The sequence below is a fragment of the Streptomyces sp. C10-9-1 genome (assembly GCF_024497955.1).
In the GTDB taxonomy this organism is placed as follows: domain Bacteria; phylum Actinomycetota; class Actinomycetes; order Streptomycetales; family Streptomycetaceae; genus Streptomyces; species Streptomyces sanyensis.
In genome coordinates this window covers 210770-235615 of the sequence record NZ_JANHKP010000014.1, presented here as the reverse complement: position 1 = coordinate 235615, position 24846 = coordinate 210770, and the positions used below count along the sequence as shown (strand labels likewise).

The window sequence follows — 24846 nt, the reverse complement described above, 5'->3', positions numbered from 1 at the left end:
TACGCGAGGTTGGCGTAGCGACTTTGGCCGGGAGCTGCTTTGGCGCGAGTGATCATGGCCCCGTAAGCTTCCGGCGCGTCGGGCAGTCTGTGGACCTGCCCGCTAAAGCACGACGTTGGGGCCATGATCTTCGAGGCTCGCGCCAAAGTGGCTGGCTAAAGTCGCGGAGCCGACCGTCCCAGGCACGGTTCTGTAACGTCAGCACGGGCTGGCTATTGATCAGAAACTGATGGGGTTCTCGTCGAGGGTGTAGCGGGTGTGCGGGCCGCCGAAGTAGCCGCGGACGATGTGTGGCTGGCGTTGTCGGCGGTGGAAGAACCTGCGGGTTTCGGTGGCGAGTTCGGCCTGGTTCCTGGCCCGGTGGGTGTGGGGCAGGCTGCGCTTGAGATCGGCGTTGACCAGCTCGTCCGGGTTCAGTTCGGGTGAGTACGAGGGCAGGAAGTGCAGCTCGACCTGGTCCCTGTGGTCAGCGAGCCAGGCCCGGACAGCCTTCGAGCGGTGGGCCGAGTGCCGGTCCACGATCAGGTGCACCTTCCGGTCGAAGTGACCGACAAGCCGGGCGAGGAAGCGGCACATGACCTGTGCGTCGAAGGTGTCGGTGAAGACCATGAAGTGCATCCAGCCCTTCGTGCTGATCGCGGACATCGCGTTCACGGAGAACCGGTTCCCGGTGCGGCGGACGACCGGAGTTCGTCCCTGCTCGCCCCAGGTGCGGCCGGTGACCTGGTCCGAGCGGATCCCGACCTGGTCGCCGAAGAGGACTTCGGCGCCTTCTGCCTTCGCTCTGGCCCGGATCGCCGGCCAGGTCTCCTCGCACCAGACGCGGACGGCCTCCGGATCCTGCTCGACAGCCCGCTTGTCCGGCCGCTGGAAGGTCAGACCCCAGCGTTTGAGGTACTTGCCCACCCCCGGCTCGGTGAACCGGACCCGGTACAGCTTGAAGATCAGCTCGCCTATCAGCCCCCGCGTCCACAGTTGACCCGAAAGCCCCAGGTCGGAGGGGATGTGGTCGAGAACGGCCTGCCGGACGGCGGCCTGCTCGGCCTCGGACAGGACCTGATGCTCGCCCACGCGACGACCTCGCGGACGCGAGAGCAGTGCGTCCCGGCCTCCGGCCTGCCACTTCGCCCACCAGTTGTCCACGGCCTTGACCGACACCTTGAACAGGGCCGCGACCTCTACCCGGTCCCAGCCGTCCACCAGCGCGGACACCGCCAGCAATCGCACGGCCTCCTGCGCATCCGGCGACCAGGCCCGCGCATCCCCCACCAGATCGCTCACACACCGTCAACGATCCTGAACTCAAAGCGTTTCGGATCAATAGGACCATGCAATGAGGGATCGAGCTCTGCTGGTCCTACTGCATTGTTCCTGGAATCGACCGGATACGTCACCCGCGCAATTCGTGCTGTCGGGGCCCTGCACGGACTGCGCGGCTTGCCAGTTATGGGCGAGAGGTCGACCAGGGCCAGGGGCAGTCTGGCGTTGTTGACATCGGCAGCGGTGATGGGTGATGACCTCAAAGGAGGATGCAGTTGCCGTGCTGATCAGGTGGTGTGTGCTGTCTCCCGCGGTCGACCGCTGTCGTGCTCGTCTGACGTTTCATCGGCAAGGGAATCAAGGAACTCCGCATCTGCGAGGAGCGCGGAGATCTCTGTGCTGAGAGAACTAACTTTCCCAACGAAGATTACGTCCGGCGTCAGCGTCATTCCGATGCAACCGTCCTCTGCTTGCAATGCATCCTTTGCCAGACAATGCGCTTGAATGTCCTCGTCCTTGAGAGTGTGGATTCTTGCTGCACGCAACCGTGACGATCCCTTTTCAATGCCGAAGACTGTGTCACCCACCGAGATTTCCGTGGCCTCTAGAGCGATGATATGAGCCTTTGGCTTCGCGTAGTACTGCTTGACGTAACCGACAAGCGCCGGGGATAGATGCAGGAAGGTTGCTTTTCTGATCTCGTCGAATATCGCGGTGACTAGTTTCTTGAGGACCTCGCAGATTGCTGTCAGGATGTCGGAACTAGCCAAATCGACGTAGTCTCCGTGCGCGATTTCATTTCGACGACTGACCAAGTCCGCTAGAATGCTTTCGACATCCTTGTACAGTCCCGACAGGAGTCCATCCTGTAGCGTCTTGATGTCGATCTTACCGATTGAGTCGCTAAAGTTTACGTTTACTCTCCTCAGCAAATCTGACAGCATGTCGCCTTTAAGGTTCCTGTCATGGAAGCTGAGCGCAATTCCGCTGAGGGTGTAGTCCTCCGCTCCGTCGAGGCATGACGCCAAACTGCGTAGCATCTCATCGATATCGTTTCGATCTAGACGGCCCCCGCTATCCCTGGTAAGCAGTTGCCGGGCTTGGCTGTCATGGGCCTTCTGAATGTTCTCGGGCAAGTCTGTGTACTCGGGAAAAAAAGTGGCGCACAGGGATGCGTAACGGGCAATGATGTCATCCACGAACTGCTCGAGGCACCCATATAGATTAATGATGGAGCCCGAGTAAACGAGGCGACGCCATTCCGAGTTTCGTGCTGATTCCCTTGTCTCTGTAAGTGACTGCAGCTTCTCATCGAACTCCAGGGCTGAGAGGATTTCGTCGAAGCGCGCGAGAGCGGCCTTCAAGATTCCATGCATGCTCAGCTCCGGCCATCCAAGTGGCCGTCAAGAAAACCTAGGTAAAGCTTGTTGCGCTCGGCTAGGTCGCGAGTATTGACCCTGCGACCGTCGATTCGATCTCCGTTTTCTTCGTAGAACCGGTCGATCCCTTCACGGATCGCGAATCGTTTATCCACTAGATCGGTGCTTCGTGAGAGTCTTTGGCTAAAAGCAAGCATCAGAGGTTCGTACGCAACGATGGCTGGCTCTTCAATCCATTGCCACTGCCCGTTCCGGAAACGCTTTAGCCAGAACGCGCGGTGGGTCATGACTTGTTCTACCAGATCAGAGGTCTGAACAAACAATGCTCCCAGCTTGGTCAGAAGCTCGGGCTTGTACCCGTTCGCAGCCTTGAGGTAGGAGTCAAGGAAGAGTTTCAGATTCCTTGGGTTGCGCGACCCGGCAATCAATCTTTGCCGGTATGCGAAGAAACGTAGCACCAATTCGACGTCGTACATCGATCGGTAATAGGGGTGGCTTTCTGGTGACGATTCGCCCTCTTCGCCGTCTTGTTCATTGCTCGTAGTCGTAATACCCCAGAGACGGCGAAAGCTAGGCGTCTCAGCCAGATCAAGGCACAGGCGGTTCATAGGACCCGGCAGGAGGGCATTCCGAGATTCCTGTGCAGTCAGATCTACGCCACCGCTATTGATGCGCTCGAAGACGAGCTGTTTCAGTAGATCTGCTTCGCGGCCTGAAGGTCCGCCAGTTTCATGCAAGAGAATGACAGCGCTAAGGTAGCGGCGATCGATGCCGCGTTGCGACATTTCATCCAAGTCGGAGTAGCGCTTACCGTTATGCTGCGGGAAGTACTGGAGATCTCGGAGGGTGTAGCTGTCTTTATAGAACTCAGAGATGGCAGTTAGGCGCTGAAGGCCGTCCATGACTTCGAACTTGCTGAGTTCTGCCTCGTAAAGGAAGATTGGAGGAATGGGCACGTTAAGCATGATGGATTCGATGAGTCTAGACTGCTTATCGGGGTTCCATCGATGGCGGCGCTGGAAATCTGGGTTTAGATTCCATTCTTTCCCGGCCACTAGGTCGGGAATCTGAGCGACCTGGTAACGGGCTTGTTCCGTCACGATGCGGAAGTCGCCTTGCCTGTGCTTCGCGGCTTCGTCTATTCTCTGGTCGATGTTCTCTTGAAAGTTAACTCGCTCACCAGGTAGAAGGATTGGAGACTGCCTCGCGGTGGCATCTTCCTCTACGGTGAAGAGGCTCTGATCGTGAGCTTGAGGTCGTGAATTTTGCTCCGCCATGTGATGCCACCGTTCGCTCTCTGTCGATCGCTCGAGATGAGTTGTCTCCAAGCAGATCGTAAAGGCAGTCGGGGGCAGTCTGTATCACACGAATGAGCGATCTCGGCAGACTAATTCGGGGCAATATGGGTTAAGTGTCCGCAAAGGGTGCTCCGATGGTCCTGTCCTGGCTTCTCAGTGCGCGACCGGGTGCCGGCCGGGCTGGAGCGGGGCGGAGACAGGAGCGCAGGCCCGGGCGACGGGCCGCGCGCGCCGCGCCGTGCGCGGCGGGTGCCTTGATGAAGTAGGGAAACTCTTACCGCGCCCGCTGCTGGTGCTCGGCGCGGAACTGGTCGAGCAAGGTGAAGAACAGCTCAATAGGTGGGGCGCCGATCGCCTCGGCTTCGCGCTCGATTCGTGTGGACCAACGCAGGGAGCTCGCAGCGCCGGAGCACTTATTCAGCCAGAGGTCGAAGGGGGAGTCCTCGCCGGGAGTCCAGAAGGGGAAGTCCTCTTCTACGTTGTGCACGGCCATGGCCACTCGGTAGCCGATGAGCATGGAGTCCAGGTGGGTCAGAGAACCGCCCGGGAGCCACATGCCTGGGCGGAGGCGGACCTGGTCCAAGAAGTCGTTGACGTTCTCGAACTCGTGTAGCGGCTTCGGCTTCGTCATGCGGACTTCTTCAGCAGGTGGCGGCCGTCGTGGCTGCGGACGTGGGGGCCCTTGTCGTCCAGGGCGTCGAGGAGGCGGATCGCGTAGACCTCGGTCATGCGGGCGGTGATCTCCTCCGGGGTGAGCCACTCGACCGCGGTCGACTCGGCGGAAGTTCGTTCCTCGCCGCCGGCGGGCTTGCAGCGGAAGACCAGGGCTACGACGCCTCGGGTGGTGTTCTTGTAGACGCCGGTCAGCTCTTCCACCTCTACCCGGATGCCTGTCTCCTCCCAGACCTCGCGGGTCACGCCGACTTCGGGGGACTCGGTGAGTTCGAGGACGCCGCCCGGGAGTTCCCAGGTGCCGTTGTCGGCTCGGCGGATCGCCAGGAGGCGGCCGTCTTCGCGTACGACTGCGCCCGCGACGGACACGGAGTGCAGTGGCGTTGACGTCGTCTTCTGGGCGCTGTTACTCATGTACAGGAGCATAGGAGAGTGAAGAGGTCTATGGGTACGACTGCAGGGGGTGTCAGAGCGGTACCCCGGTACGTCCAGATCGCCGACGAGATCGTGGAGCAGATCCGGGCCGGAGTTCTCAAGCCTGGCGACCTGGTGCCGAGCGAGTCCGAGCTTGTCGAGCGGTACGGCGTCGCCGGCGGGACCATTCGCAAGGCGATGGTCGAGGTGCGGGCCAGTGGGCTCGTGGAGACGCGGCACGGGAAGGGGTCGATCGTGAAGGACCGGCCGCCCGTGCGGCTGCGGTCGTCGGATCGGTTCCGGGCGTCCCATCGACGGGGCGGGAAGGCTGCCTATCTGGCCGAGTCGGCCCAGTCCGGGGCCACCGCCAAGGTGAGCGTGCTGTTCATCGGGCCCATGGAGGCTTCCGAGGAGATCGCTGAGCGGCTCGGGGTTGAGCCCGGGGCTCAGGTGCTGGCCCGGCGGCGGCTGTACTTCCGGAACGGGACGCCCGTCGAGACCGCCTCGTCGTACCTGCCGTGGGACGTCGTGAAGGACATCCCCGAGCTGTTCTCCGAGAACCCGGGGCCCGGGGGGATCTACGCCCGGCTTGAGGGCGACGGGCACGTCTTCGAGGAGTTCGTGGAGACGCTCCAGGCCCGGCCGGCGTCCAAGGCCGAAGCGTCCGAGCTGGCGTTGAGCCCTGGTGCTCCTGTCGTTCACCTGCTGCGGAACGCCGTCACCAAGACCGGGCGGGTGGTCGAGGTCTGCGACACCCTCATGGCCGCTGACCAGTTCGTCTTCGAGTACCGGATCCCCGCCGCCGACTGACGCGCGGTCAACTCCTTCCAGCCCGCTCGGACTTCTTCGTCCGGGCGGGTTGACTCATGTATAGGAGTGGTGCACTCTTCTTCATGTCACTCATGTGCATGAGTGGAGGAGTTCAGCACTTCTAGAGGAGTGATCTTCATGCGTCAGATTCCCGTCGACACCTCCGCCGCCACCGTGATGGTGGCCCAGCCCCCGCAGCCCAAGGTGAAGGACCGCCGTACCGGCGAGCGCGCCATGGACGCCGAGACCGGGGCCGCGCTGTCGACCGTGGACGTCATGTTCGCGGCCAACGGCGAGGTGGAGATCCTGAGCGTGACCGTCCCGGAGACCGGTGTCTCCGCCGACCTGGCCATGGGGACCCCCGTGGCGATCACGGGGCTCGTCGCCCGGCCCTGGGAGAGCGAGTTCAACGGGCAGCGTCGGCACGGCATCGCCTTCCGGGCCGTGGCCGTCACCTCGCTCGCCGCCAGCGCCTCGATGCCGAAGGCCGCCTGATCATGCGGTGGTTGATCGCCGCCGTGGTACTGGTCGCCGTCCTCGCGGGTCTCCTGCGGTGGCGGCGGCCCGCCTGGTACTGGCTCTCCTTCGGCGTCACATTCGCCACCTGCCGGATCCTCGGCCGGTACCGGGCGGTCATGGACGCCTGCGGGCTCACCGCTCCGCCGCCCCGCTGGCGTCTCGCCATCGCCCGGATGGCGAACCGGCCCGTCCCCGAACCGCGGGCGCCGCGCATCCTGCGGCTCCGGCCCACCCGTACAGGGCTCGTCTTACGTCTGGGGCTCCGGCCCGGACAGGACGCCTTCGACGTGGCGGCCTCGTGCGACCGGCTCCGGCACTCGTTCGGCATGTTCGGGGTCACCTCGCGGGAGATCCGCTCCGGCGTGGTCGAACTCCGGATGACCGGATACGACGTGCTCCGGCGGGTTCAGATGCCTGCGCGGGCCGAACGCTCGACCATGCTGGTGCCGGTCGCCCTCCGCGAGGACGGAGACGTCCACTACCGCGACTACCGGACCACCCCGCACGCCCTGACCATCGGCGCCACCAAGTCGGGGAAGTCGGTGTACCAGCGGAATCTGGTGGCCGAACTCGCCGCTCAGGAAGTCGCCTTGGTCGGGATCGACTGCAAGCAAGGGGTGGAGCTGTTCCCTCTGGCCCGGCGGTTCTCCGCGCTGGCCGACAACCCCGACACCGCCGCCGACCTGCTCGATTCCCTCATCTCGCACATGGAGGACGTCTACCAACTCATCCGCGCCGAACAACGCATCACCGCCGACACCCCGGACGCCGACATCGCCGCCGACATCTGGGACCTCCCCGACCACCTCCGCCCCGTTCCCATCGTCCTCCTCGTGGACGAGGTCGCCGAACTCGCGCTCTTCGCCACGAAGGACGAGGAGAAGCGGCGCGACCGGATCATCACCGCCCTCGCCCGGCTCGCCCAGCTCGGCCGCGCCGCCGGCATCTACCTGGAGATCTGCGGGCAGCGCTTCGGCTCCGAACTCGGCAAGGGCATCACCATGCTCCGCGCCCAGCTCAGCGTCCGTACCGCTCACCGCGTCAACGACGAGACCAGCGCCAACATGGCCTTCGGCGACATCGCGCCGGACGCCGTCCTCGCCACCGTCCAGATCCCCGTCTCCGCTCCTGGCCTCGCCATCACCGGCGACGCGTCGGGCGGCTGGTCCCGCATCCGGACGCCCCACACCTCGCTCCGCGCCGCCGCGGACGCCTGCAACAAGCACGCCCACCTGACCCCGGACCTGCCCGCGCTCGACGCGTTCCGGCCGGTCCTCGCCTCGCTCGCTGTGCCCGTGGCCATTCCGGCCCCGGCGGCCCCGGCGACTCCCTGAGGCTTCCCGCTCTCCTGGCCGGCGCGGCCTCCTCGTGCCACGTCCCTACCCCCGCCATGCCCGAAACGCCCACCAAGGAGGTGCCGTTATGACCAGCAAGCTCCGCGTCGACGCCGTGCTGGTCCAAGCCCTGATCGCAGGGGCGCTGTCCTTCGCCCACCTGCACGACCTGGCCGCCGCTGCCGGGCAGACCGGATGGAAGGCGTGGGCCTACCCGGTCTCCGTCGACCTGCTCCTGGTCGCCGCCTGGCGCCGACTCCGCGCGGACGGCTCGTCCCGGCTCGCCTGGTGCTGGTTCCTGGTCTCGCTCTTCGCCTCGCTCGGCGCCAACGTCGCCACCGCCGGCTTCCTCGACCTCGCCGACCCGCCCGCCTGGCTGCGCTTCGGTGTCGCCGGATGGCCCGCGGTCGCCTTCCTCGGAGGAACGCTGCTTGCCCATTCCGCGCCTGTCCCTGCCCCGGCTGTCGAGCCGGAGCCTGCGGAGCCGGAGGACGTACCCGAGACGGAGGACAGCGGGGACGCCGGGCCCGTGACTCAGGTGGAGAGCGAGCCAATCGACGTGCCCGCCCTTCTCGCCCCGGCGCCCGAGCCTGCTCCCGCCGTCCCGGCCGCGCTCGTCGAGCACGCCCGCAAGGTCGCCGCCGACCACCACGCCCGTACGGGCTCCCCCATCGACACCGACTCCCTCCGTGCCCGTCTCGGCGTCCCCGTCCCCATGGCCGACGCCATCGCCGCCCAACTCGCCTGAGGAGCAGACAAGCCATGCGTGACTCGACCCGACGCGCCTTGGAGCGCGCCGCTGAACTCACCCGGAACAACCTTCTGGTCGACGCCATGGCGCTGGCCGAGCCGGTGATCCTCGCCGCCGACGAGTACGAGTCGGCCGAGATTCGCCAGTGGCTGCTGGAGCACGCCGACGACTTCACCCGGGAGATCTGAGCGATGTCCGCCCGCGACCACTTCCACTCCCTGATGTGCATCGGCCCCGTGCAGATCGGCACCCACCGCGACCGCCACGGACGCACCAAGTACGCGGCCGTCTGCACCGCCGACCGCTGCGGCTGGTCCGCCGACTACTCCAGCTCCTCGGCCGCCCAGCTCGCCGCCCGCACCCACCGCTGCCGCCCCACCGGCTGAACGGAGACCGTCCGTGGACGTCCCGCTCTGGTTCACCCTCCTCGTCGTCGGCGCCCTCGGCATCAAGCTGATCCGCCCGCCCTGGTGGCTCGTCGCCGTGCTCCTCCTCGGCGGCTTCCTCCTCGCCGACAGCCTCCTGGCCCCCGTCATCGACGCCGCCGTCTCAGAGTGACCCGACCCGTACGGATCCGCACCGCCTGGAAAGGAGAACCACCCATGCTCCGCCCCAAGATCCCCACCATGCCGACCCCGGTCGGCGTCACCGCGCCGCCCGCCGTCGTCCGGCCGACCGCTGTGGAGCCCACGCCGCAGACCATGGCCCCGGCCCCGGCCCCGGCCGCGGCCCCGATCGTCCCGACCGCCCGGCCCGCCGTCCAGATCACGCCCGGCAGCGTCCTCGCCGTCGTCGGCGCCGGCACCGCCGTGGTCCTGGTCGTCGGCACGGTCCTGGTCTCGATGCTGCTCGCGACCGCCGTCACCGCGGCCTCGGTCGCCGTCTGCGCGGTCGTCGTCCGCTCGCTGCTCACGTCCCCGAACAAGCGCCGCCGCTGACCGGCCCCCGGGCGGCCTCGATACCGCCAAGCATCCGCCGCCCGGGAGCCGTACCCCTCGCCGATCTCTCGACCGGAAGGAAGACCCATCATGGCCCAGCCCAACGCCGCGACCGCGGCGGGCCTGGACCCGGCCACCCTGCACGACGTCCTCCGCGTCGCCGCGAACCTCGACTTCGACCGCTGGAAAGACCAGGTGCACCGCACCGGCGGCTGCTCCGACCCCGTCCACCTCACCGGCTGGTCCCTCGCCAAGGACCGGACGTCCGGCGAGACCCTCCGCCGGTACTCGACGGAGAACGAGCCCGGCGGACGCCTCCGCGTCGCCTGCGGCAACCGCCGGGCCTCCCGCTGCCCCTCCTGCGCCCACACCTACGCGGGAGACACGTACCACCTGATCCGCGCCGGCCTCGCCGGTGACGAGACCAAGGACATCCCCGCGACCGTCCGCGACCACCCCCGCGTGTTCACGACCCTCACCGCCCCGTCCTTCGGGCCCGTCCACAACCGACCCGACCGGGGCACCTGCCGCTGCGGCACCCGGCACCGGGACGACGACCCCGCCCTGGGCACTGCCCTCGACCCCGACTCGTACGACTACGCCGGCGCCGTCCTCTTCAACAACCACGCCGGACAGCTCTGGCAGCGCTTCACCAACCGCCTCCGCCGCGAACTGGCCGCCCGCGCCGGACTCACACAGCGCGCCATGAAGGACGTCCTGCGGGTCTCGTACGGGAAGGTCGCCGAGTTCCAGAAGCGCGGCGCCATCCACTTCCACGCCGTCATCCGGCTCGACGGACCGGACGGGCCCGGCAGCGCCCCGCCCTCCTGGGCCACCGTGCCCCTGCTGGACGACGCGATCCGGGCCGCCGCCGTCCACGCGTACACCACCGTCACCGTCCCGGCCGCCGGGGACCAACCGCGCCGGCGGTTCCAGTGGGGACGACAGCTCGACGTCCGTCCGGTCAAGGCGTTCGGGGACGGCTCCGACATCACCGAACAGGCCGTGGCCGCGTACGTCGCCAAGTACGCCACCAAGGCCGCCGAGACCACCAGCAGCCTTGACCGCCGGATCGGCAACCGGGAGGTGCTCGACCTCCTCGACATCCCCGACCACCCCCGCCGCCTCATCGAAGCCTGCCTCGACCTCGCCCCGCTCTACCCGGACCGCAAGCTCACCGCCTGGGCTCACATGCTCGGCTTCCGCGGCCACTTCTCCACCAAGTCCCGCCACTACTCGACCACCCTCGGCGCCCTCCGCCAGATCCGCGCCGACTACCGCGCCGCCCAGGAGGGCCACGCCGACCCGGACACCGTGCTCGTCCTCGCCTCCTGGCAGTACGCGGGCCACGGCCACTCCCCCGGCGAGGCCGCCCTCGCCGCCACCATCGCCCGGGACATCCACCTCAACCGCCAGACCGCACGGGAAGCACTCCGCCTGGAAGGAGCCGCCGCATGACCACCGCCACCGCCGAACTCCTCACCGTCCCGGAGGTCATGGAGCGGCTCAAGCTCGGCCGCTCGACCGTCTATGACCTCATCCGGTCCCGCCGCCTTGTCTCGATCACCGTCGGTCGTTCCCGCCGCATCCCGGTCGACGCCCTTCGTGACTTCATCTCGTACGAGATCGGGGAGGTCGCCTGATGGCCACCCAGCGCAAGCGCAACCCCAACGGCGCCGGCACCATCACCCAGCGCAAGGACGGACGCTTCCAGGCCGCCGTCTACGTCCTCCAGCCGGACGGCACCCGCGCCCGGAAGTTCGCCTACGGCAAGACCTGGGCCGAGTGCGACGCCAAGCGCCGCGCACTCCTCGACGCGGTCGACAACGGCGTCCCCGTGCCGACCCGCTCGGCGAAGCTCTCCGAGTGGCTTCCGTACTGGCTCGACAACGTCGTGAAGCCGTGCCGCAAGCTCAGCACGTACGACAAGTACGAGGCGCACGTCCGGCTCTACCTCGTCCCGGGGATCGGCTCGAAGCGGCTGGAGTCCCTGAGCGTGGCCGACGTCCGGCGCTTCCTCGTCCAGCTGGAGAAAAAGACCACCGCGGCCACCGCCAAGGAGTCCCACCGCGTCTTGCGGACCGCCCTCACCGCCGCCTGCCGCGAGGAGCTGATCTCGCGCAACGTGGCCTCCCTCGTTGAGCCGCCCCGGCCGAAGGCGCGAGAGCTGAGCCCCTGGTCCCTGGACGAGACGCTCGACTTCCTCGCCGCCTCCCGCCGGGACCCGTTGTACGCGGCCTTCGTCCTCGCCATCGCCATGGGGCTGCGGCGGGGCGAGCTGGTCGGGCTGCGCTGGGCGGACGTCGACCTCGACAAGCGCGTCCTCTACGTCCGCCAGCAGACCCAGCGCCGCCGAGGGGTCCTGTACGACGACGATCCCAAGGGCCGTCGCCGACGGACCGTGCCCCTGCCCGCTATGTGCGTCGCGCCTCTGCGCTGGCACCGGATGCGGCAGAACGAGCAGCGGTCCAAGGCGGGGGAGAGGTGGGAGGAGGGCGGCTACGTCTTCACCACCGCCAGCGGTCGGCCCGTCGAGCCGCGGAATGTGTACCGGTCCTTCACCCGCGTCGCTGCCTCCGCCGGCCTCCGCGTGATCCGGCTGCACGACGCCCGGCACGGTACGGCGACCCTGCTCACCGCCGCAGGCGTCGCGCCCCGCGTCGTGATGGAGATCCTCGGGCACAGCCAGATCAGCATCACGATGGACGTGTACACGCACGTGGTCCAGGACACCCAGCGTGAGGCGATCAGCCACATGGACCGGCTGCTCAAGAGGCGTCCCGGTCGTGAGTGACCGCCGCCGTTGATGTCAGCCGTGGATGTCAAAAGGGCACCTACTGAATCAGTAGGTGCCCCTTTGCCGTGTGCCCCCGGCAGGATTCGAACCTGCGACACCCGCTTTAGGAGAGCGGTGCTCTATCCCCTGAGCTACGAAGGCCGGGGCCCGTGGGTGCCGGGAAGAACCGTGGGGATCTTCGTCGGCGGACGGGGCCCGTGGTCAGGCGGTGGGGTGGCGGTCTGCCCGGGATGCCCCGGGCGGGTACCGCCGGGATCACCGGCCGACCGACTGACAGCGTAGCGGATGCGGTGTGCAGGCACGGAGCGAGTTGCCCGCCGATGTCCGGAGGTGATGCCCGCGCTGCACCGAAGGTGGCCGAAGACTGCCGGGTCTCGGCAGTGATGCATGGCACAGGGATGTGAAAAAATCGCTGTATAGGCAGCCGTTCGGCGACTGGGACGGGGTGACGACGGACATGGGATGGTTTCTCGGTCTCGGTATCGCCGGTCTGGTGGTGCTTCTGCTGTCGCTGGTCTTCGACGGGTTCCTGGAGGGCGCCTTCGACAGCCTGCCGGGGGGCCTGGACGGTTTCCTGTCACTGCCCGTGATCGCAGGCTTCGTGTCCATGCTGGGTTTCGCCGGGGCGATCGTGCTCGGGGCGACCGGACTCGGTGTGGGGGCGGCCACCGCGGTGGGCGTGGCCGCCGGTGCCGGGGCGGGGTGGCTGACCTGGAGGTTCAGCCGCGCGCTGATGCGCGACGGCGACGCGGGGACGCCGCGCGGCACCGACCTGGTCGGCAGCGCCGGCACCGTGGTCACCGGGATTCCCGCCGACGGCTACGGCGAGGTGCTGGTCCATCTCGCCGGCCAGCCGGTGAAGCTCTCGGCGCGCAGCCCCGCGCCGGTGGCCCGGGGCAGCGAGGTGTGGGTGGAGGCCGTTCTCACCGCCACGTCCGTCTCCGTCCGTGCCGTGGAGCGGTGAGACCAGGCCCGCCCCGCCCTTCCGATCTGCACTCTCCGTCACCACCGATAGGGGAATCGCATGAGCCCGGTACTCATCGCAGTGGTGGGAGTCGTCGTACTCCTGGTCCTGCTCGCCCTCGTCGTCGTCACGCGCTACAAGGTCGCCGGCCCGAGCGAGGCGTTCATCGTCACCGGGCGGCGGGGGAAGACCTCGACCGATCCGCAGACGGGACGGGTGTTCACCGACAACAGCGGCCAGAAGGTCGTGGTCGGCGGCGGGGTCTTCGTCGTCCCGTTCGTCCAGCAGCGGTTCTCCCTGGACCTGTCCAGCCGGCACATCCCGGTCGCCGTGCGCGGTGCCGTGACGCTTCGGGGGGTGAAGGCCCATCTCGAAGGCGTGGCCATCGTCAAGGTGGGCGGGACGGAGGACTCGATCCGGGCCGCGGCGCAGCGCTTCCTGATGCAGCAGAACGGCATCGTCGGGTTCACCCAGGAGGTGCTGTCCGGCGCGCTGCGCTCCATCGTGGGCCGGATGTCGGTGGAGGACATCATCCGCGACCGGGCCGCGTTCGCCGGGCAGGTCGCCGAGGAGGCCGAGGCGAGCCTGTCGGGGCAGGGACTGGTGCTGGACGCCTTCCAGATCCAGGACATCACCACGGAGGGCTCCTACCTGGAGGACCTGGGCCGTCCCGAGGCCGCCCGGGCCCGGCAGGAGGCGGACATCGCCGAGGCCGTGGCGCGCCGTGCGTCGGAGCAGGCGCGGCTGAAGGCCGAGGAGGAGATCGCGATCGCCGAGCGGACCTTCGCCCTGAAGCAGGCGGAGATCAAGGCGGAGACGGACGAGGCTGCGGCCCGGGCCGCAGCGGCCGGGCCGCTCGCCGAGGCGGACCGCCGCCAGGAGATCCTCAGCCAGCAGGAGAAGGTGGCGGTACGGCAGGCCGCCCTGACCGACCGCGAGCTCGACACCAAGATCCGCAAGCCCGCGGACGCCGCCCGCTACCAGGCGGAGCAGGAGGCGGAGGCGCGCAGGGTCGCGCAGGTCAAGGAGGCCGAGGCGGACGCCCAGCGTTCCCGGTTGACGGGTGAGGGCGAGAAGGACCACCGTGCCGCGCTCGCCGATGCCGTGCGCATCGAGGGCGAGGCGCACGCCGCCGCGATCGCCGCACGGGGATCGGCCGAGGCCGAGGCCATGCGCAAGAAGGCGGACGCCTTCGCCCAGTACGGCGACGCCGCCGTGCTGCAGATGCTGGTGGAGGTGCTTCCGCAGGTGGTCGCCAAGGCCGCGGAGCCGCTGACGGCCGTGGACAAGATGACGGTGATCTCCACCGACGGCGCGGGCAGGCTGCCGCGCGCCGTGGCCGACAACGTCGCCCAGGGGCTGGAGCTGCTGGGCTCCACCACCGGTGTGGACCTGGCGGAACTCCTTCAGGGCATCACCCGCAGGGCCGCGGAGACCGCCTCCCCGGCGGGCGGGCCGACGGCGGATGCGGGCGGTGCGGAGTCGGGCGCTGCGCCGGAGGCGGACGGCGTGATCGAGGTCCGGGACGACACGTCCTCCTGACGCCGGGCCGCCTGCGGGCGGTCGCGACGGGCAGGTGGTCCGGGGAGGTGCGCGGTGTCTCGGCGTGCGGGGGAGCGCACCGCGCGGTGAGGGGGAGGCGGTGACGGGGACGTGCCTGTCATGGGCATGCCTGCGCGCCTCGTCCGGGCCCGGCCGGAGCGGGCGCCACCGGTCCCGTGAGCACGCCTCCCGTGGCGGTCTCCCTCCGGCGCGGGGGTGACCGGGCCGCCGCTCCTGTGAAACGATCATGCGGGCCGTGGCCGGGGCCCCGGCCACGGTGCGGCCCCGCCCCGTCGGCACCCGAGCCGGTCCCGGTGCGCCCTCGCGGGTCCGGTGGCGCGCACCACCCAGCATCACCACGCACCACGCACCACGCACCACGCACCACGGATCGCGGGACGCCGGGCGCGAACCCGGTCCGCGTGCCCGCAGCACCTGCACGGTGGCGCCGGTGACGGCCCCGTCGCCGCCCGCCGACCGGCCGTCGTGACGTCGCCCCAGGGGGAGCAGGCATGATCAGATCCGCACGCCCGCAGCCGCACGCGGACGGAATCCCGGTCGAGCACATGATCGTCTGCGGCGACGACGGCCTCGCGCACCGGCTCGCCGACGAACTGCGCGACGTGTACCAGGAGTCCGTCACCCTGGTCGTCCCGGAACCGCGCAGCGTCGGCGGGCTCGGACCGGACCCGTCCGGGACGCGCCGCTCGGCGCGGCTGCTGGGGCGCTTCGGGGCCGCCGTCACGCGGTCCGCATCCGATCCGCGGGTGGTCGTCGGCCCCGCCGCGCCCCCGGACGGCGACGCCGTCCCGGACACCATCGGCCGCGGGCTGGTGCCTCCCGTGCGCGAACTGACCGCCGCCGAGCCCTCCGAGGCGGTGCTCCACGAGGCGGGCGTGGACACCGCCGCCGCGCTCGCCCTCGTCTACGAGGACGACGAGACCAACATCCGCGCCGCGCTCGCCGCCCGCCGGCTCAACCCCGGGCTGCGGCTGGTGGTCCGGCTCTACAACCGCAAGCTCGGCCAGCATCTGGAGGAGCTGCTCGACCAGGCCGCTCTCGTCGCCCGCCCCGGCATGGACCCGGCCTCGCTCGACGCGTCCACGACCGTGCTCTCCGACGCGGACACGACCGCCCCCTCGCTCGCGGCCACCGCCGTCACGGGCACCGGCAAGGTGGTCCGGGCGGACGGTCTGCTGCTGCGCGCCGTGGAGCGCCCCCCGGCCGGCGACGGAGGGCCGCCCGCGGACCGGGGCATCGCCACGCTCGCCCTGCTCTCCTCGACCACCACCGACCCGGCAGGCGAGGAGGGCTCCGACCGCAGCGGCGGCCGGGCGCCCGACCTGCTCCCGGACGAGGAGACCGTGCGCGCCTCCCAGGGGCGCGGCACGGTGGTGCTGGAGACCGTCACGCGCCAGGACCCGGTGCGCCCGCCGCGGCGCAGGGCGGGCCGCTGGGCACCCCTGAGCGCCTTCTTCTCCGCCCGTCTGCGCTGGGCGCTGGCGGGGGTGCTGACCGCGGTGGTGGTGCTCACGCTGGTGGCCTGGGCGCTCGACGACGAGCCGCTGGTCCACGCCGTCTATCTGACACTGCTGGACCTGATCGCGATCGGTGACCCGGCGCACGGCGAGGACGTCACCCGGCAGCTGCTCCAACTCCTCACCAGCCTGGTCGGGTTGGCGCTGCTGCCGCTGCTGGTGGCGGGCGTCCTGGAGGCGCTCGGCACCTTCCGCGGCGCGAACGCCACACTGCGTCCCCTGCGGGGGCTGTCCGGGCACGTGGTCCTGCTGGGGCTGGGCAAGATCGGCACCCGGGTCCTCGCCAGTCTGCGGGAGCTGGGCATCCCGGTGGTGTGCATCGAGGAGGACCCGGAGGCGCGGGGCATCCCGCTGGCCCGCAGCCTGCGGGTCCCGGTGGTCATGGGCGACGTCACCCAGGAGGGGGTCCTGGAGACCGCCAAGGTGCACCGGGCGCGCGCTCTGCTCGCGCTCACCAGCGAGGACACCACCAACCTGGAGGCGGCCCTGTACGCCCGGTCCGTCAAGCCCGACCTGCGGGTGGCCCTGCGGCTCTACGACGACGACTTCGCCACGGCCGTCTACCGGACCCTGCGGGCCGCCCACCCGGAGGCGCTGACCCGCAGCAGGAGCGTGTCCCACCTCGCCGCGCCGGCGTTCGCCGGGGCGATGATGGGGCGCCAGATCCTCGGCGCGATCCCGGTGGAGCGCCGCGTGCTGCTCTTCGCGGCGGTCCCCGTGGCGGGCAATCCGCAGTTCGAGGGCCGCACCGTCGGCGAGGCCTTCCGGCCGGGCGTCTGGCGTGTCCTGGCCCTGGACACGGCCGACCCGGGCGCCCGCCGCCCCGACCTGGCGACGGCGCGCCGCGCGGGCGACGGGCCCCGCCTGCTGTGGGACCTGCACCCGGGGCAGGTGCTGCGGCCCGAGGACCGCGTCGTCATCGCGGCCACCCGGCGCGGGGTGGCCGAGCTGCTGGGGCGCCGCACCCGCACCCGGACGCACCTCTGACCCAGCGGCGCCGTCCCGCCGGAGTCCCTGGTCGCGGGCGGTCGCGGGCGGTCGCGCGGTCCGCGGCCGGGCCCGTACGGCCACCGGTCCGCGCGGGCCGGGGACCGCCTTGACCGGTGCCGGGGCCGCGCATAGCGTCGCCGGGTACCGAGTCCTGAGCGAGTGCGGGGAGAGACGGCCGATGACCCGTGCCGAGAGCGCCGAGCAGGTGGCCGCCCGGCTCACCGCCCCCGGCGCGCCCTTCGCCGTGGTTCGGGCCGAGGACGGCACCCCCTCCTACGCCTCGGGGCCGCGGACCCTGCGGGAGTTCGCGGAGACCACCTGGGCCTACGCGGACCGGCCGTTCCTGATCTCGGAGAGCGGCACCCTCGGCTACGGCGCCTTCTTCGCCGCGGCGAGCGCCCTCGCGCGCCGGTTCACGGACGACTACGGGCTCACCCCGGGCGACCGGGCGGCGATCGTGATGCGCAACCACCCGGAGTGGCAGGTCGCCTTCTGGGCCGCCCAGCTCGCCGGACTGGTCGCCGTCCCGCTCAACGCCTGGTGGACCCGGTCCGAGCTGGCGTACGCGCTCGACGACTGCACACCGCGTGTCCTGCTCGTCGACGGCGAGAGGCTGCCCTCGGTGGAGCCCTGGCGGCGGCGCAGCGGTGCCCGCTGCCTCGTCGTCCACGCCTCCGCCGACGCGCTGCCGGAGGGGGTGGAGCGGTACGAGGACCTCGGCGCGCCCGATCCGTCCGCGGCGCCCCCGGACGTGGACGTACCGCCCGAGGCGGACGCCACGATCTTCTACACCTCGGGGACCACGGGCCGTCCCAGGGGCGCGGTGGCGACCCACCTCGCCCAGGCGGGGGCCGCCGTGCACCCCCGCTTCCACGCGGCGGCCTCCGCCCTCGGCCGGGGCCTGCTCCCGGGGCAGGGGGCCGACCCGGTCGCGCTGATGACCTTCCCGTTCTTCCACGTGGCGGCCTTCACCACGGTCTACTCCATGATGGGCACCGGCGGTGCGGTGGTGCTGATGCGCAAGTGGGACGCCGAAGAGGCGCTTGCGCTCATCGCCCGGCACCGGGTCACCCACTACTCGGGGGTGCCGACGACCGCCGTGCAGCTGCTGGAGGCCGCCGAGCGGACGGGCGCGGACCTCGCGACGGTCACCCATCTCGGCACCGGCGGCGCCCCGCCCCCGCCCGGCCTGGTCGCCCGGCTCACCGCCGCGTACGGCCGCCGGATCGAACCGCGCAACGGGTACGGGCTCACCGAGACCAGCGGAGGCGTGCTCGCCGCCTTCGGCGACGCCTACCGGGAGGACCCCGCCTGCGTGGGCCGCCCCGCCCCGGCGATCGACGTGCGCATCGCCGGGCCGGGGGGTGCGGCGGTGCCCGCGGGGCAGGCGGGCGAGCTGTGGCTGCGGGGGCAGGGGGTCGTCCGCGGGTACTGGCGCGACGAGCGGGCGACCGCCGAGGCCTTCCGCGGGGGCTGGTTCATGACGGGTGACGTCGCGTTGCTCACCGAGGGGGGCGTGCGGATCGTCGACCGGGTCAAGGACGTGGTCCTGCGCGGGGGCGAGAACGTGTACTGCGGGGAGGTCGAGCGGGAGCTGCTCGGGCACCCGGACGTCGCCGAGTGCGCCGTACTCGGTGTGCCGCACGCGCACCTGGGCGAGGAGGTCGCCGCCGTCGTCCGGCTGCGGCCCGGCGCGACCGCCGGACCCGCGGAGCTGAGGCGGCACGCGGCCCGCGCACTCGCCGCCTACAAGGTGCCAGCCCGGGTGGTGCTGGCGGACAGGCCGCTGCCGCGCAACGCGACCGGCAAGGTGCTCAAGCGGAGGCTTCGCGGGGAGCTGCACCCGGAGGGTCCCCGCCCCGGCGCGGATGCCGAGGAGGGCGGTTCCGGCGGGGCGGGCGTCACGAGCGGGTGACCCGGACGCGGTAGGCGTCCCCGTCCTCCTCCGCGACGACGGAGATGGACAGGCCGTGCCTCTCGTCGCCGAAGCTCTGGCCGGGCCGGTAGGTGGCGTCGGACAGTTCGGCGTGCACGTTGGGACTGCGGGTGCAGCCGCCGCTGCCGCGCGCGCTGTCCGCGACCGCGATGGGCCCCTGCCCGGTGTCGACGCCCGAGGCGACCCGGTAGATCAGCACACCGGGACGGCACACGGCCTCGTCGTTGCCCGCGCGCGTGCGGACCTCGACCGCGTAGCCGGAGTCCTCGGTCAGCGGGACGATCGCGAGCTTGGGGCCGCCCGGTTCCGCGAGCGGGGTGAGCAGGTACTCGACGGTGCCCGGTGCCGAGGCGCAGCGGACCTGCTCGTTGTCCAGCCAGCCCAGCTTCCACTTGTGCCAGCCCAGGAAGTCGTTGTTGGCGCCCCAGTCCTCGGACATGATGTCCCAGTGGCCGACGGCGCCGCCGCCCTCCGCCGTGTAGAGGTCGGGCAGGCCGAAGACATGGCCGTTCTCGTGCGGCAGCACCCGGTAGCCGGTCTCCTCGTACGAGCCCGAGCCGTCGTCCTGGCGGCTGTAGACGAACGAGGTGTTGGCCAGCGGCACCCCGTCCGCGTGCGGTGCCTCGTCGTTGCCGGAGAAGGTCACGGACAGCACGGTGTCCAGGGCCGACGGGCCCGCGTTGGGGGTGACGAGCACGTTGACGAGGTCGTAGGCGGCGAAGTCCACCACCGGGTCGGCGACCTCGACCAGGTCCTCGACGAGCTCCCGGTAGCCCGGCTCGTAGGGGGACCCGCGTTCTATCCCGTAGGCGGCGAAGGGCTTCGGCATCCGCAGCCACTCGTCCACCGGTGCGTGCGGACGGTAGTCCAGCCGCCCGTAGGAGCTGGTGGTGAACCACTGGGAGGTCTGGGGGAAGAACTCGGCGAGCCGGTCGAGCGCCGGGCCCTCGCCCTCCGCGTCGGGAAAGTCGATCATCAGGTTGAGTGCGCTGACCTCGCCGGTCGAGGGGGTGTAGCCCGGCGGGGTGGGCATCCCCTCCGACATCTGGACCCCGAGCACCGCCGGCAGGCGGCAGGGGCCGAGCCCCGGTGCGTCGGGGGCGGCCACCGGACCCGAGGCGGGGGAGGGGACGGGCAGCGTGGCGCTCGCCGTCGTGAGCGCCGCGAGCCCGAACGCGGCGGCCGCGGCGGCCGCGCCGAAGCGCCTGCTCCGCAGGGACGAACGGCCGCTCCCCGTGCGTATCCGGTGGTGAGGCTGCTGCATGCGCGCACCTTCGGCTCCGCGGCAGCAGGCCGGCCCTCGCTGCGCTCTGCGGTCAGCCTGCGCTCGGCGGAGTGCGGGCCGCTCGCCGGAATGGGCTGTTCGAGGGGTCTTTCCGCAGGTGGGATTGGTTGGCCGCCGCGACGGTGCGCCGGGTGACGCGGGTCACATGGCGGGCGGGAAATATCCGGGGACCCTTTCCCCGTTTGGCATGGTGCCCGCCGAAACGGGGAGGGCGTCCCCGCTTCGGTGGGGACGTCCTCCGGGGCGAAGGCCGCGCCCGGCTCCCGGGCGGCGGCCGGGGCAGTACCGCACCGAACCGCACACGATGGACCCGTGAACCGGCCGAGGGCCGCAGGACGGGGCGCCCGCGCCCCGGCCGGGTCGGCAGCTCGACCGGAAGGACAGAGAGCACATGAGCGCCGCAGCCACCGAGACGTCCCGCAGCACCCGCACCCCGCGCCCGAGGGCCGACGCCCTGCGCAACCGCGAGCGGATCGTGTCGGCCGCCCGGGAGATGTTCGTCGAGCACGGGCCGCAGGTCCCGCTCGACGAGATCGCCCGGCGCGCCGGTGTCGGCAACGCCACGCTCTACCGCCACTTCCCCGAGCGGAGCGACCTCGTGCGCGAGGTCGTCGTCTCGGTGATGTCCCGCACCACCGAGCAGGCCGGATCCGCGGCCGCCACGGAGGCGGACCCCTTCGCGGCCCTGCGGCACTTCGTGCATGCCGCCGCCGACGAGCGCATCGGCGCCCTGTGCCCGATGCTCTCCGGCGCCTTCGACGCCGACCACCCTGATCTGCACGCCGGGCGCGGGGAGCTGGAGGCCGCCGTGCAGGGGCTGGTGGAGCGGGCTCAGAAGGCCGGCAGGATGCGGTCCGACGTCGCGGTCGGCGACCTGCTGGTGGCGCTCTCGCAGCTCACGCGCCCGCTGCCCGGTACCGCCTGCCCGAACATGGACCGCTTCGTCCACCGCCATCTGCAGCTCTTCGTGGACGGGCTGGAGGCGCCGGCCCGCTCCGAGCTGCCGGGGTCCGCCGCGACCCTCGACGACCTGCGGGGCGACCTGTGAGCGACCGCCCGGGCTGCGGGCCGGACCGTACGGGGCCGGACGACCGTACGGGGCCGGACCGCCGGCCCCCGGCCGTAGGCGCTCTCCCGGCCGCCCTGCCCCTGCCCGGGGCACCCCGAACCATGGCGTGACGCCCGCCGGACCACCCGGCACCCGCCCCTCCCGCCTCCCACTTCTCACCTCCCGTCTCTTCCCGAGTGACCTTTCACGTTCTCTAGGTGGCCAGATCATGCCGAAAAGCCCTGAAATCTCCCTCCCCGACCCGAGCCGCTGGAAAGCTCTGGTGTTCATCGCCCTGGCCCAGCTGATGGTGGTGCTGGACGCGACGATCGTGAACATCGCCCTCCCGACCGCCCAGCAGGACCTGGGGATCTCCGACGGCAACCGGCAGTGGGTCATCACCGCCTACGCGCTGGCCTTCGGCGGGCTGCTCCTCTTCGGCGGCCGGATCGCCGACCTGTGGGGGCGCAAGCGCACCTTCGTGGTGGGCCTGCTCGGCTTCGCCGCGGCCTCCGCGCTCGGCGGCGCGGCGACGGGCCAGGCGATGATGCTCGGCGCCCGTGCCCTGCAGGGCGTGTTCGGCGCCCTGCTGGCACCCGCCGCGCTGTCGCTGCTGGCCGTGATGTTCACCGACGCCAAGGAGCGGGCCAAGGCCTTCGGCATCTACGGCGCCATCGCGGGCGGCGGCGGCGCCGTCGGCCTGATCCTCGGCGGCGTCCTCACCGAGTACCTCGACTGGCGCTGGACCTTCTTCGTGAACATCCCCTTCGCGATCGTCGCCGCCGCCGGTGCCTACTTCGTGATCCGTGAGCCCGCGGGCGCGCGGAACCGCTCCCCGCTCGACATCCCGGGCGTGGTCCTGTCCACGCTGGGTCTGGTCGCGCTGGTCTACGGCTTCACCCGCGCCGAGTCCGCGGGCTGGTCGGACGGTCTGACGGTGGGCATGTTCGTCGCCTCGGCCGTGCTGCTGCTGGCGTTCGTGGCCACCGAGGCGAAGGTCGCCTCGCCGCTGCTGCCGCTGCGTGTGCTGACCGAGCGCAACCGCGGTGGGGTCTACCTCTCGCTGGGACTGGCGGTGATCGCCATGTTCGGGCTGTTCCTCTTCCTGACCTTCTACCTCCAGGTGGTGAAGGACTACTCGCCGGTCATGACCGGATTCGCCTTCCTGCCGATGATCGCGGGCATGATCACGGGCTCGACGCAGATCGGTGCCCGGCTGATGACCCGGGTCGCGCCCCGCCTGCTGATGGCCCCCGGCTTCACCGTCGCCGCGCTCGGCATGCTGATGCTCACCCAGCTGGACGTGGACAGCTCCTACGCGGGGCTCATCCTGCCCGCGCAGCTGCTCCTCGGCCTGGGCATGGGCACCGCCTTCATGCCGGCGATGTCGCTGGCGACGCACGGGGTCGACCCGGCCGACGCCGGGGTGGCCTCGGCCATGGTCAACACCTCGCAGCAGGTGGGCGGAGCGATCGGCACGGCGCTGCTGAACACGATCGCCGCGTCCGCCACCAGCTCCTACATCGCCTCGCACAGCGCCGCCGCGACCGACGCCCGGCTGCTCCAGCTCCAGGGCATGGTGCACGGGTTCTCGTCCGCCATCTGGTGGGCGGTCGGCATCCTGGTCCTCGCGGCCGCGATCGCCGGGACGCTCGTCAACACCGGACGCCCCGGGGCGGGCCGGACCGTCGCCGGCGGCGGCGCCGACGAGGGCACCGAGGGGGAGGTGCCGGTTCCGGTCGTCGCGCACTGAGCCCGGCGGCCCGAGCGCACCCACACCACCGCGGGCCCGGTCCGGAAGAGCATGCGGCTCTTCCGGACCGGGCCCGCGGCCGTCCTGTGCCGCTTCCTCGCCCCTTCCCGTGTCCGGCGGGCGACCCGGTGCGGGTGGAGGGGCGGCGGAGTCGCGCGGGGGTGTCCGGCGTGCGGATGCGGTGGGGGCGCGGGACGGGGTGAATCCTCCGCCGCGCAGTGGGCAGCCTCAGCAACCAGAGGGCGGCGGGAGCCGTCTTCAGGGGAGAGGGGCGCCCGCGGACGATGTGGTCCGGGGCTCGATGCGGCCCCCGCGACGGCGCCGGGGGTGTGACGGCAGTCTCACCCGGCGTGGCGGCCGGTGCGGTGCCCGGAGCCGCCGATCGGCGCCCGTGAGGGGCTGACCTGCACGTCCGCGGCCCGAAGTGATACCGGTCGCGCCGGATCGGGCGCACAGGGTACTGCATGATCGCGGAAATCCATGTACCGCATGGGAATTCTGTCCTGATTCCAGTCGTTGTTTCCATCGGATGCAGGGCACCCGGGAGGGTGTCGCGACCTACTCAGCAAGGGAGCTCGCATGGCAACCCGTGCCGTCGCCCGTCGGCAGTCCGAGTCCGCAGGGACCGACCGGGCAGGCAGCGCTCGCGCCGTGAGCGGGGAGATCGCCGACCGCGACCTGGTCGGCATGTACCTCGACGAGATCGCGCGCACGCCGCTGCTCGACGCAGCCAAGGAGGTCGAGCTGTCCCAGACCATCGAGGCGGGCGTCTACGCCCGCCAGATCCTCGACGGCGGGGCCGAGACCGCGAGCGAGGCGTCCAGGGAGGAGCTAGAGGCGCTCGCGGAGGCCGGTGAGCGGGCCAAGGACGTCTTCATCCGCTCCAATCTCCGTCTGGTGGTCGCCGTCGCCCGGCGCTACCCGCGCAGCGGGCTGCCGCTGCTCGACCTGATCCAGGAGGGCAACGCGGGCTTGGTGCGCGCCGTCGAGAAGTTCGACTACGCCAAGGGCTTCAAGTTCTCCACCTATGCCACGTGGTGGATCCGCCAGGCGATCACCCGGTCCATAGCGGACCAGTCCCGCACGATCCGGCTCCCCGTCCACCTGGTCGAGGAGCTGGGGCGCATCCGGCGCGTACAGCGTGAGTTCAACCGCGAGCACGGCAGGGAGCCGGAGGCGGCGGAGATCGCCGAGGACCTGGGGTCCACCCCCGAGCGGGTCACCGACGTCCTCGACTGGGCCCGCGACCCGGTCAGCCTGAACATGTCCGTGGACGACGCGGGCGAGACCCAGTTCGGCGACCTGCTGGAGGACACCTCCGCCGTCTCACCGGAGCAGTCGGTGCTCACCCTGCTGCGCAGCGAGGAGCTCGACGACCTCATCGACAAGCTGGACCACCGCACGGCCTCCATCATCCGGATGCGGTACGGCATTGAGGACGGCCGGGAGCGCACCCTCACCGAGGTCGGCAAGGAGCACGGCCTCACCCGCGAGAGGATCCGCCAGATCGAGAAGCACGCGCTGCTGGAACTGAAGAAGATGGCCCGCGACACCGGGTTCGACGCCGCGGCCTGACCTCGCGGCCGGGAGCCGTGCCGACCGGGGCGCCGCGCGGTCC

Annotated in this window: 24 protein-coding genes and 1 tRNA gene; 18 read left to right on the top strand and 7 right to left on the bottom strand. The window is 70.6% G+C overall.

Features of this window, described 5'->3' with window-relative positions; genetic code table 11:
• Positions 1–219: 219 nt before the first annotated feature.
• The 5 genes from NPS70_RS21330 to NPS70_RS21310 all read right to left on the bottom strand — a co-directional run bounded on the left by NPS70_RS21330 (position 220) and on the right by NPS70_RS21310 (position 5035).
• A complete protein-coding gene (locus NPS70_RS21330; RefSeq protein WP_256525956.1) occupies positions 220–1281 on the bottom strand; it encodes an IS630 family transposase in 1062 nt (353 codons plus the stop codon).
• A 266-nt stretch (positions 1282–1547) separates the two neighbouring features.
• Positions 1548–2636, bottom strand: a complete 1089-nt coding sequence (locus NPS70_RS21325) for an MAE_28990/MAE_18760 family HEPN-like nuclease (RefSeq protein ID WP_256525955.1) — start codon at positions 2634–2636, stop codon at positions 1548–1550.
• A gap of 2 nt (positions 2637–2638) precedes the next feature.
• Positions 2639–3916: a DUF262 domain-containing protein gene (locus NPS70_RS21320; RefSeq protein ID WP_256525954.1), complete on the bottom strand. Its 1278-nt coding sequence runs from the start codon at positions 3914–3916 to the stop codon at positions 2639–2641.
• 295 nt (positions 3917–4211) lie between these two features.
• Positions 4212–4568 carry a hypothetical protein gene (locus tag NPS70_RS21315; RefSeq protein ID WP_256525953.1) on the bottom strand — a complete coding sequence of 119 codons (357 nt, stop codon included), beginning with the start codon at positions 4566–4568 and terminating at the stop codon, positions 4212–4214.
• A complete protein-coding gene (locus NPS70_RS21310; RefSeq protein WP_256525952.1) occupies positions 4565–5035 on the bottom strand; it encodes an NUDIX hydrolase in 471 nt (156 codons plus the stop codon). The genes NPS70_RS21315 and NPS70_RS21310 overlap by 4 nt, the downstream gene beginning before the upstream one ends.
• A gap of 18 nt (positions 5036–5053) precedes the next feature.
• Between NPS70_RS21310 and NPS70_RS21305 the strand changes: the two genes are divergently transcribed.
• From NPS70_RS21305 to NPS70_RS21255, 11 genes are all read left to right on the top strand, one after another.
• Entirely contained in the window at positions 5054–5833 is a 780-nt protein-coding gene (locus NPS70_RS21305; RefSeq protein ID WP_256525951.1) for a GntR family transcriptional regulator, read from the top strand.
• 138 nt (positions 5834–5971) lie between these two features.
• Positions 5972–6328 (top strand): hypothetical protein, encoded by a 357-nt coding sequence (locus tag NPS70_RS21300; protein ID WP_256525950.1) that lies wholly within the window; start codon positions 5972–5974, stop codon positions 6326–6328.
• A 2-nt stretch (positions 6329–6330) separates the two neighbouring features.
• Positions 6331–7686 carry an FtsK/SpoIIIE domain-containing protein gene (locus NPS70_RS21295; RefSeq protein WP_256525949.1) on the top strand — a complete coding sequence of 452 codons (1356 nt, stop codon included), beginning with the start codon at positions 6331–6333 and terminating at the stop codon, positions 7684–7686.
• An 88-nt stretch (positions 7687–7774) separates the two neighbouring features.
• The gene (locus tag NPS70_RS21290) at positions 7775–8434 is read left to right on the top strand and encodes a DUF2637 domain-containing protein (RefSeq protein WP_256525948.1); all 660 of its coding nucleotides are present in this window, start codon (positions 7775–7777) and stop codon (positions 8432–8434) included.
• 14 nt (positions 8435–8448) lie between these two features.
• Positions 8449–8625 (top strand): hypothetical protein, encoded by a 177-nt coding sequence (locus NPS70_RS21285; RefSeq protein ID WP_256525947.1) that lies wholly within the window; start codon positions 8449–8451, stop codon positions 8623–8625.
• Positions 8626–8628: 3 nt separating this feature from the next.
• Positions 8629–8823 carry a mobile element transfer protein gene (locus NPS70_RS21280; protein WP_256525946.1) on the top strand — a complete coding sequence of 65 codons (195 nt, stop codon included), beginning with the start codon at positions 8629–8631 and terminating at the stop codon, positions 8821–8823.
• 13 nt (positions 8824–8836) lie between these two features.
• Positions 8837–8995 (top strand): hypothetical protein, encoded by a 159-nt coding sequence (locus NPS70_RS21275; protein WP_107063396.1) that lies wholly within the window; start codon positions 8837–8839, stop codon positions 8993–8995.
• A 44-nt stretch (positions 8996–9039) separates the two neighbouring features.
• The gene (locus tag NPS70_RS21270; RefSeq protein WP_256525945.1) at positions 9040–9375 is read left to right on the top strand and encodes a SpdD-like protein; all 336 of its coding nucleotides are present in this window, start codon (positions 9040–9042) and stop codon (positions 9373–9375) included.
• A gap of 90 nt (positions 9376–9465) precedes the next feature.
• On the top strand, positions 9466–10833 hold the full coding sequence (repSA, locus tag NPS70_RS21265; protein ID WP_256525944.1) for a replication initiator protein RepSA: 1368 nt from the start codon (positions 9466–9468) through the stop codon (positions 10831–10833).
• Positions 10830–11018, top strand: a complete 189-nt coding sequence (locus NPS70_RS21260) for a helix-turn-helix domain-containing protein (RefSeq protein ID WP_256525943.1) — start codon at positions 10830–10832, stop codon at positions 11016–11018. The genes repSA and NPS70_RS21260 overlap by 4 nt, the downstream gene beginning before the upstream one ends.
• On the top strand, positions 11018–12169 hold the full coding sequence (locus NPS70_RS21255) for a site-specific integrase (protein ID WP_256525942.1): 1152 nt from the start codon (positions 11018–11020) through the stop codon (positions 12167–12169). Before NPS70_RS21260 ends, NPS70_RS21255 begins: the two co-directional genes overlap by 1 nt.
• Positions 12170–12240: 71 nt before the next feature.
• Here the strand turns inward: NPS70_RS21255 and NPS70_RS21250 are convergent.
• A tRNA-Arg gene (locus NPS70_RS21250) sits at positions 12241–12313 on the bottom strand.
• A 316-nt stretch (positions 12314–12629) separates the two neighbouring features.
• On the opposite strand from NPS70_RS21250, the gene NPS70_RS21245 reads away from it, so the two are divergent.
• The 4 genes from NPS70_RS21245 (at position 12630) to NPS70_RS21230 (ending at position 19121) form a co-directional block, all read left to right on the top strand.
• The gene (locus tag NPS70_RS21245) at positions 12630–13136 is read left to right on the top strand and encodes a hypothetical protein (RefSeq protein WP_256525941.1); all 507 of its coding nucleotides are present in this window, start codon (positions 12630–12632) and stop codon (positions 13134–13136) included.
• A gap of 60 nt (positions 13137–13196) precedes the next feature.
• Positions 13197–14678 (top strand): flotillin family protein, encoded by a 1482-nt coding sequence (locus NPS70_RS21240; protein WP_256525940.1) that lies wholly within the window; start codon positions 13197–13199, stop codon positions 14676–14678.
• A gap of 512 nt (positions 14679–15190) precedes the next feature.
• Entirely contained in the window at positions 15191–17203 is a 2013-nt protein-coding gene (locus NPS70_RS21235; protein ID WP_256525939.1) for an NAD-binding protein, read from the top strand.
• 181 nt (positions 17204–17384) lie between these two features.
• Positions 17385–19121, top strand: a complete 1737-nt coding sequence (locus NPS70_RS21230; protein WP_256525938.1) for a class I adenylate-forming enzyme family protein — start codon at positions 17385–17387, stop codon at positions 19119–19121.
• Here NPS70_RS21230 and NPS70_RS21225 read toward each other — a convergent pair.
• On the bottom strand, positions 19108–20406 hold the full coding sequence (locus tag NPS70_RS21225; RefSeq protein ID WP_256525937.1) for a M6 family metalloprotease domain-containing protein: 1299 nt from the start codon (positions 20404–20406) through the stop codon (positions 19108–19110). The two genes, NPS70_RS21230 and NPS70_RS21225, sit on opposite strands and share 14 nt — an antisense overlap.
• A 412-nt stretch (positions 20407–20818) precedes the next feature.
• On the opposite strand from NPS70_RS21225, the gene NPS70_RS21220 reads away from it, so the two are divergent.
• The 3 genes from NPS70_RS21220 to NPS70_RS21210 all read left to right on the top strand — a co-directional run bounded on the left by NPS70_RS21220 (position 20819) and on the right by NPS70_RS21210 (position 24803).
• The gene (locus NPS70_RS21220; protein WP_256525936.1) at positions 20819–21475 is read left to right on the top strand and encodes a TetR/AcrR family transcriptional regulator; all 657 of its coding nucleotides are present in this window, start codon (positions 20819–20821) and stop codon (positions 21473–21475) included.
• 229 nt (positions 21476–21704) lie between these two features.
• Positions 21705–23228, top strand: a complete 1524-nt coding sequence (locus NPS70_RS21215; RefSeq protein WP_256525935.1) for an MFS transporter — start codon at positions 21705–21707, stop codon at positions 23226–23228.
• 579 nt (positions 23229–23807) lie between these two features.
• A complete protein-coding gene (locus NPS70_RS21210) occupies positions 23808–24803 on the top strand; it encodes an RNA polymerase sigma factor RpoD/SigA (RefSeq protein ID WP_256525934.1) in 996 nt (331 codons plus the stop codon).
• Positions 24804–24846: the final 43 nt, after the last annotated feature.

Coding starts and splice junctions, on each gene's coding strand:
- NPS70_RS21315 (WP_256525953.1), bottom strand. CDS start 4,568: ATGACGAAGCCGAAGCCGCTACACGAGTTCGAGAACGTCAACGACTTC.
- NPS70_RS21235 (WP_256525939.1), top strand. CDS start 15,191: ATGATCAGATCCGCACGCCCGCAGCCGCACGCGGACGGAATCCCGGTC.
- NPS70_RS21295 (WP_256525949.1), top strand. CDS start 6,331: ATGCGGTGGTTGATCGCCGCCGTGGTACTGGTCGCCGTCCTCGCGGGT.
- NPS70_RS21255 (WP_256525942.1), top strand. CDS start 11,018: ATGGCCACCCAGCGCAAGCGCAACCCCAACGGCGCCGGCACCATCACC.
- NPS70_RS21225 (WP_256525937.1), bottom strand. CDS start 20,406: ATGCAGCAGCCTCACCACCGGATACGCACGGGGAGCGGCCGTTCGTCC.
- NPS70_RS21230 (WP_256525938.1), top strand. CDS start 17,385: ATGACCCGTGCCGAGAGCGCCGAGCAGGTGGCCGCCCGGCTCACCGCC.
- NPS70_RS21215 (WP_256525935.1), top strand. CDS start 21,705: ATGCCGAAAAGCCCTGAAATCTCCCTCCCCGACCCGAGCCGCTGGAAA.
- NPS70_RS21320 (WP_256525954.1), bottom strand. CDS start 3,916: ATGGCGGAGCAAAATTCACGACCTCAAGCTCACGATCAGAGCCTCTTC.
- NPS70_RS21285 (WP_256525947.1), top strand. CDS start 8,449: ATGCGTGACTCGACCCGACGCGCCTTGGAGCGCGCCGCTGAACTCACC.
- NPS70_RS21260 (WP_256525943.1), top strand. CDS start 10,830: ATGACCACCGCCACCGCCGAACTCCTCACCGTCCCGGAGGTCATGGAG.
- NPS70_RS21290 (WP_256525948.1), top strand. CDS start 7,775: ATGACCAGCAAGCTCCGCGTCGACGCCGTGCTGGTCCAAGCCCTGATC.
- NPS70_RS21240 (WP_256525940.1), top strand. CDS start 13,197: ATGAGCCCGGTACTCATCGCAGTGGTGGGAGTCGTCGTACTCCTGGTC.
- NPS70_RS21245 (WP_256525941.1), top strand. CDS start 12,630: ATGGGATGGTTTCTCGGTCTCGGTATCGCCGGTCTGGTGGTGCTTCTG.
- NPS70_RS21280 (WP_256525946.1), top strand. CDS start 8,629: ATGTCCGCCCGCGACCACTTCCACTCCCTGATGTGCATCGGCCCCGTG.
- repSA (WP_256525944.1), top strand. CDS start 9,466: ATGGCCCAGCCCAACGCCGCGACCGCGGCGGGCCTGGACCCGGCCACC.
- NPS70_RS21325 (WP_256525955.1), bottom strand. CDS start 2,636: ATGCATGGAATCTTGAAGGCCGCTCTCGCGCGCTTCGACGAAATCCTC.
- NPS70_RS21300 (WP_256525950.1), top strand. CDS start 5,972: ATGCGTCAGATTCCCGTCGACACCTCCGCCGCCACCGTGATGGTGGCC.
- NPS70_RS21310 (WP_256525952.1), bottom strand. CDS start 5,035: ATGCTCCTGTACATGAGTAACAGCGCCCAGAAGACGACGTCAACGCCA.
- NPS70_RS21220 (WP_256525936.1), top strand. CDS start 20,819: ATGAGCGCCGCAGCCACCGAGACGTCCCGCAGCACCCGCACCCCGCGC.
- NPS70_RS21305 (WP_256525951.1), top strand. CDS start 5,054: ATGGGTACGACTGCAGGGGGTGTCAGAGCGGTACCCCGGTACGTCCAG.
- NPS70_RS21210 (WP_256525934.1), top strand. CDS start 23,808: ATGGCAACCCGTGCCGTCGCCCGTCGGCAGTCCGAGTCCGCAGGGACC.
- NPS70_RS21270 (WP_256525945.1), top strand. CDS start 9,040: ATGCTCCGCCCCAAGATCCCCACCATGCCGACCCCGGTCGGCGTCACC.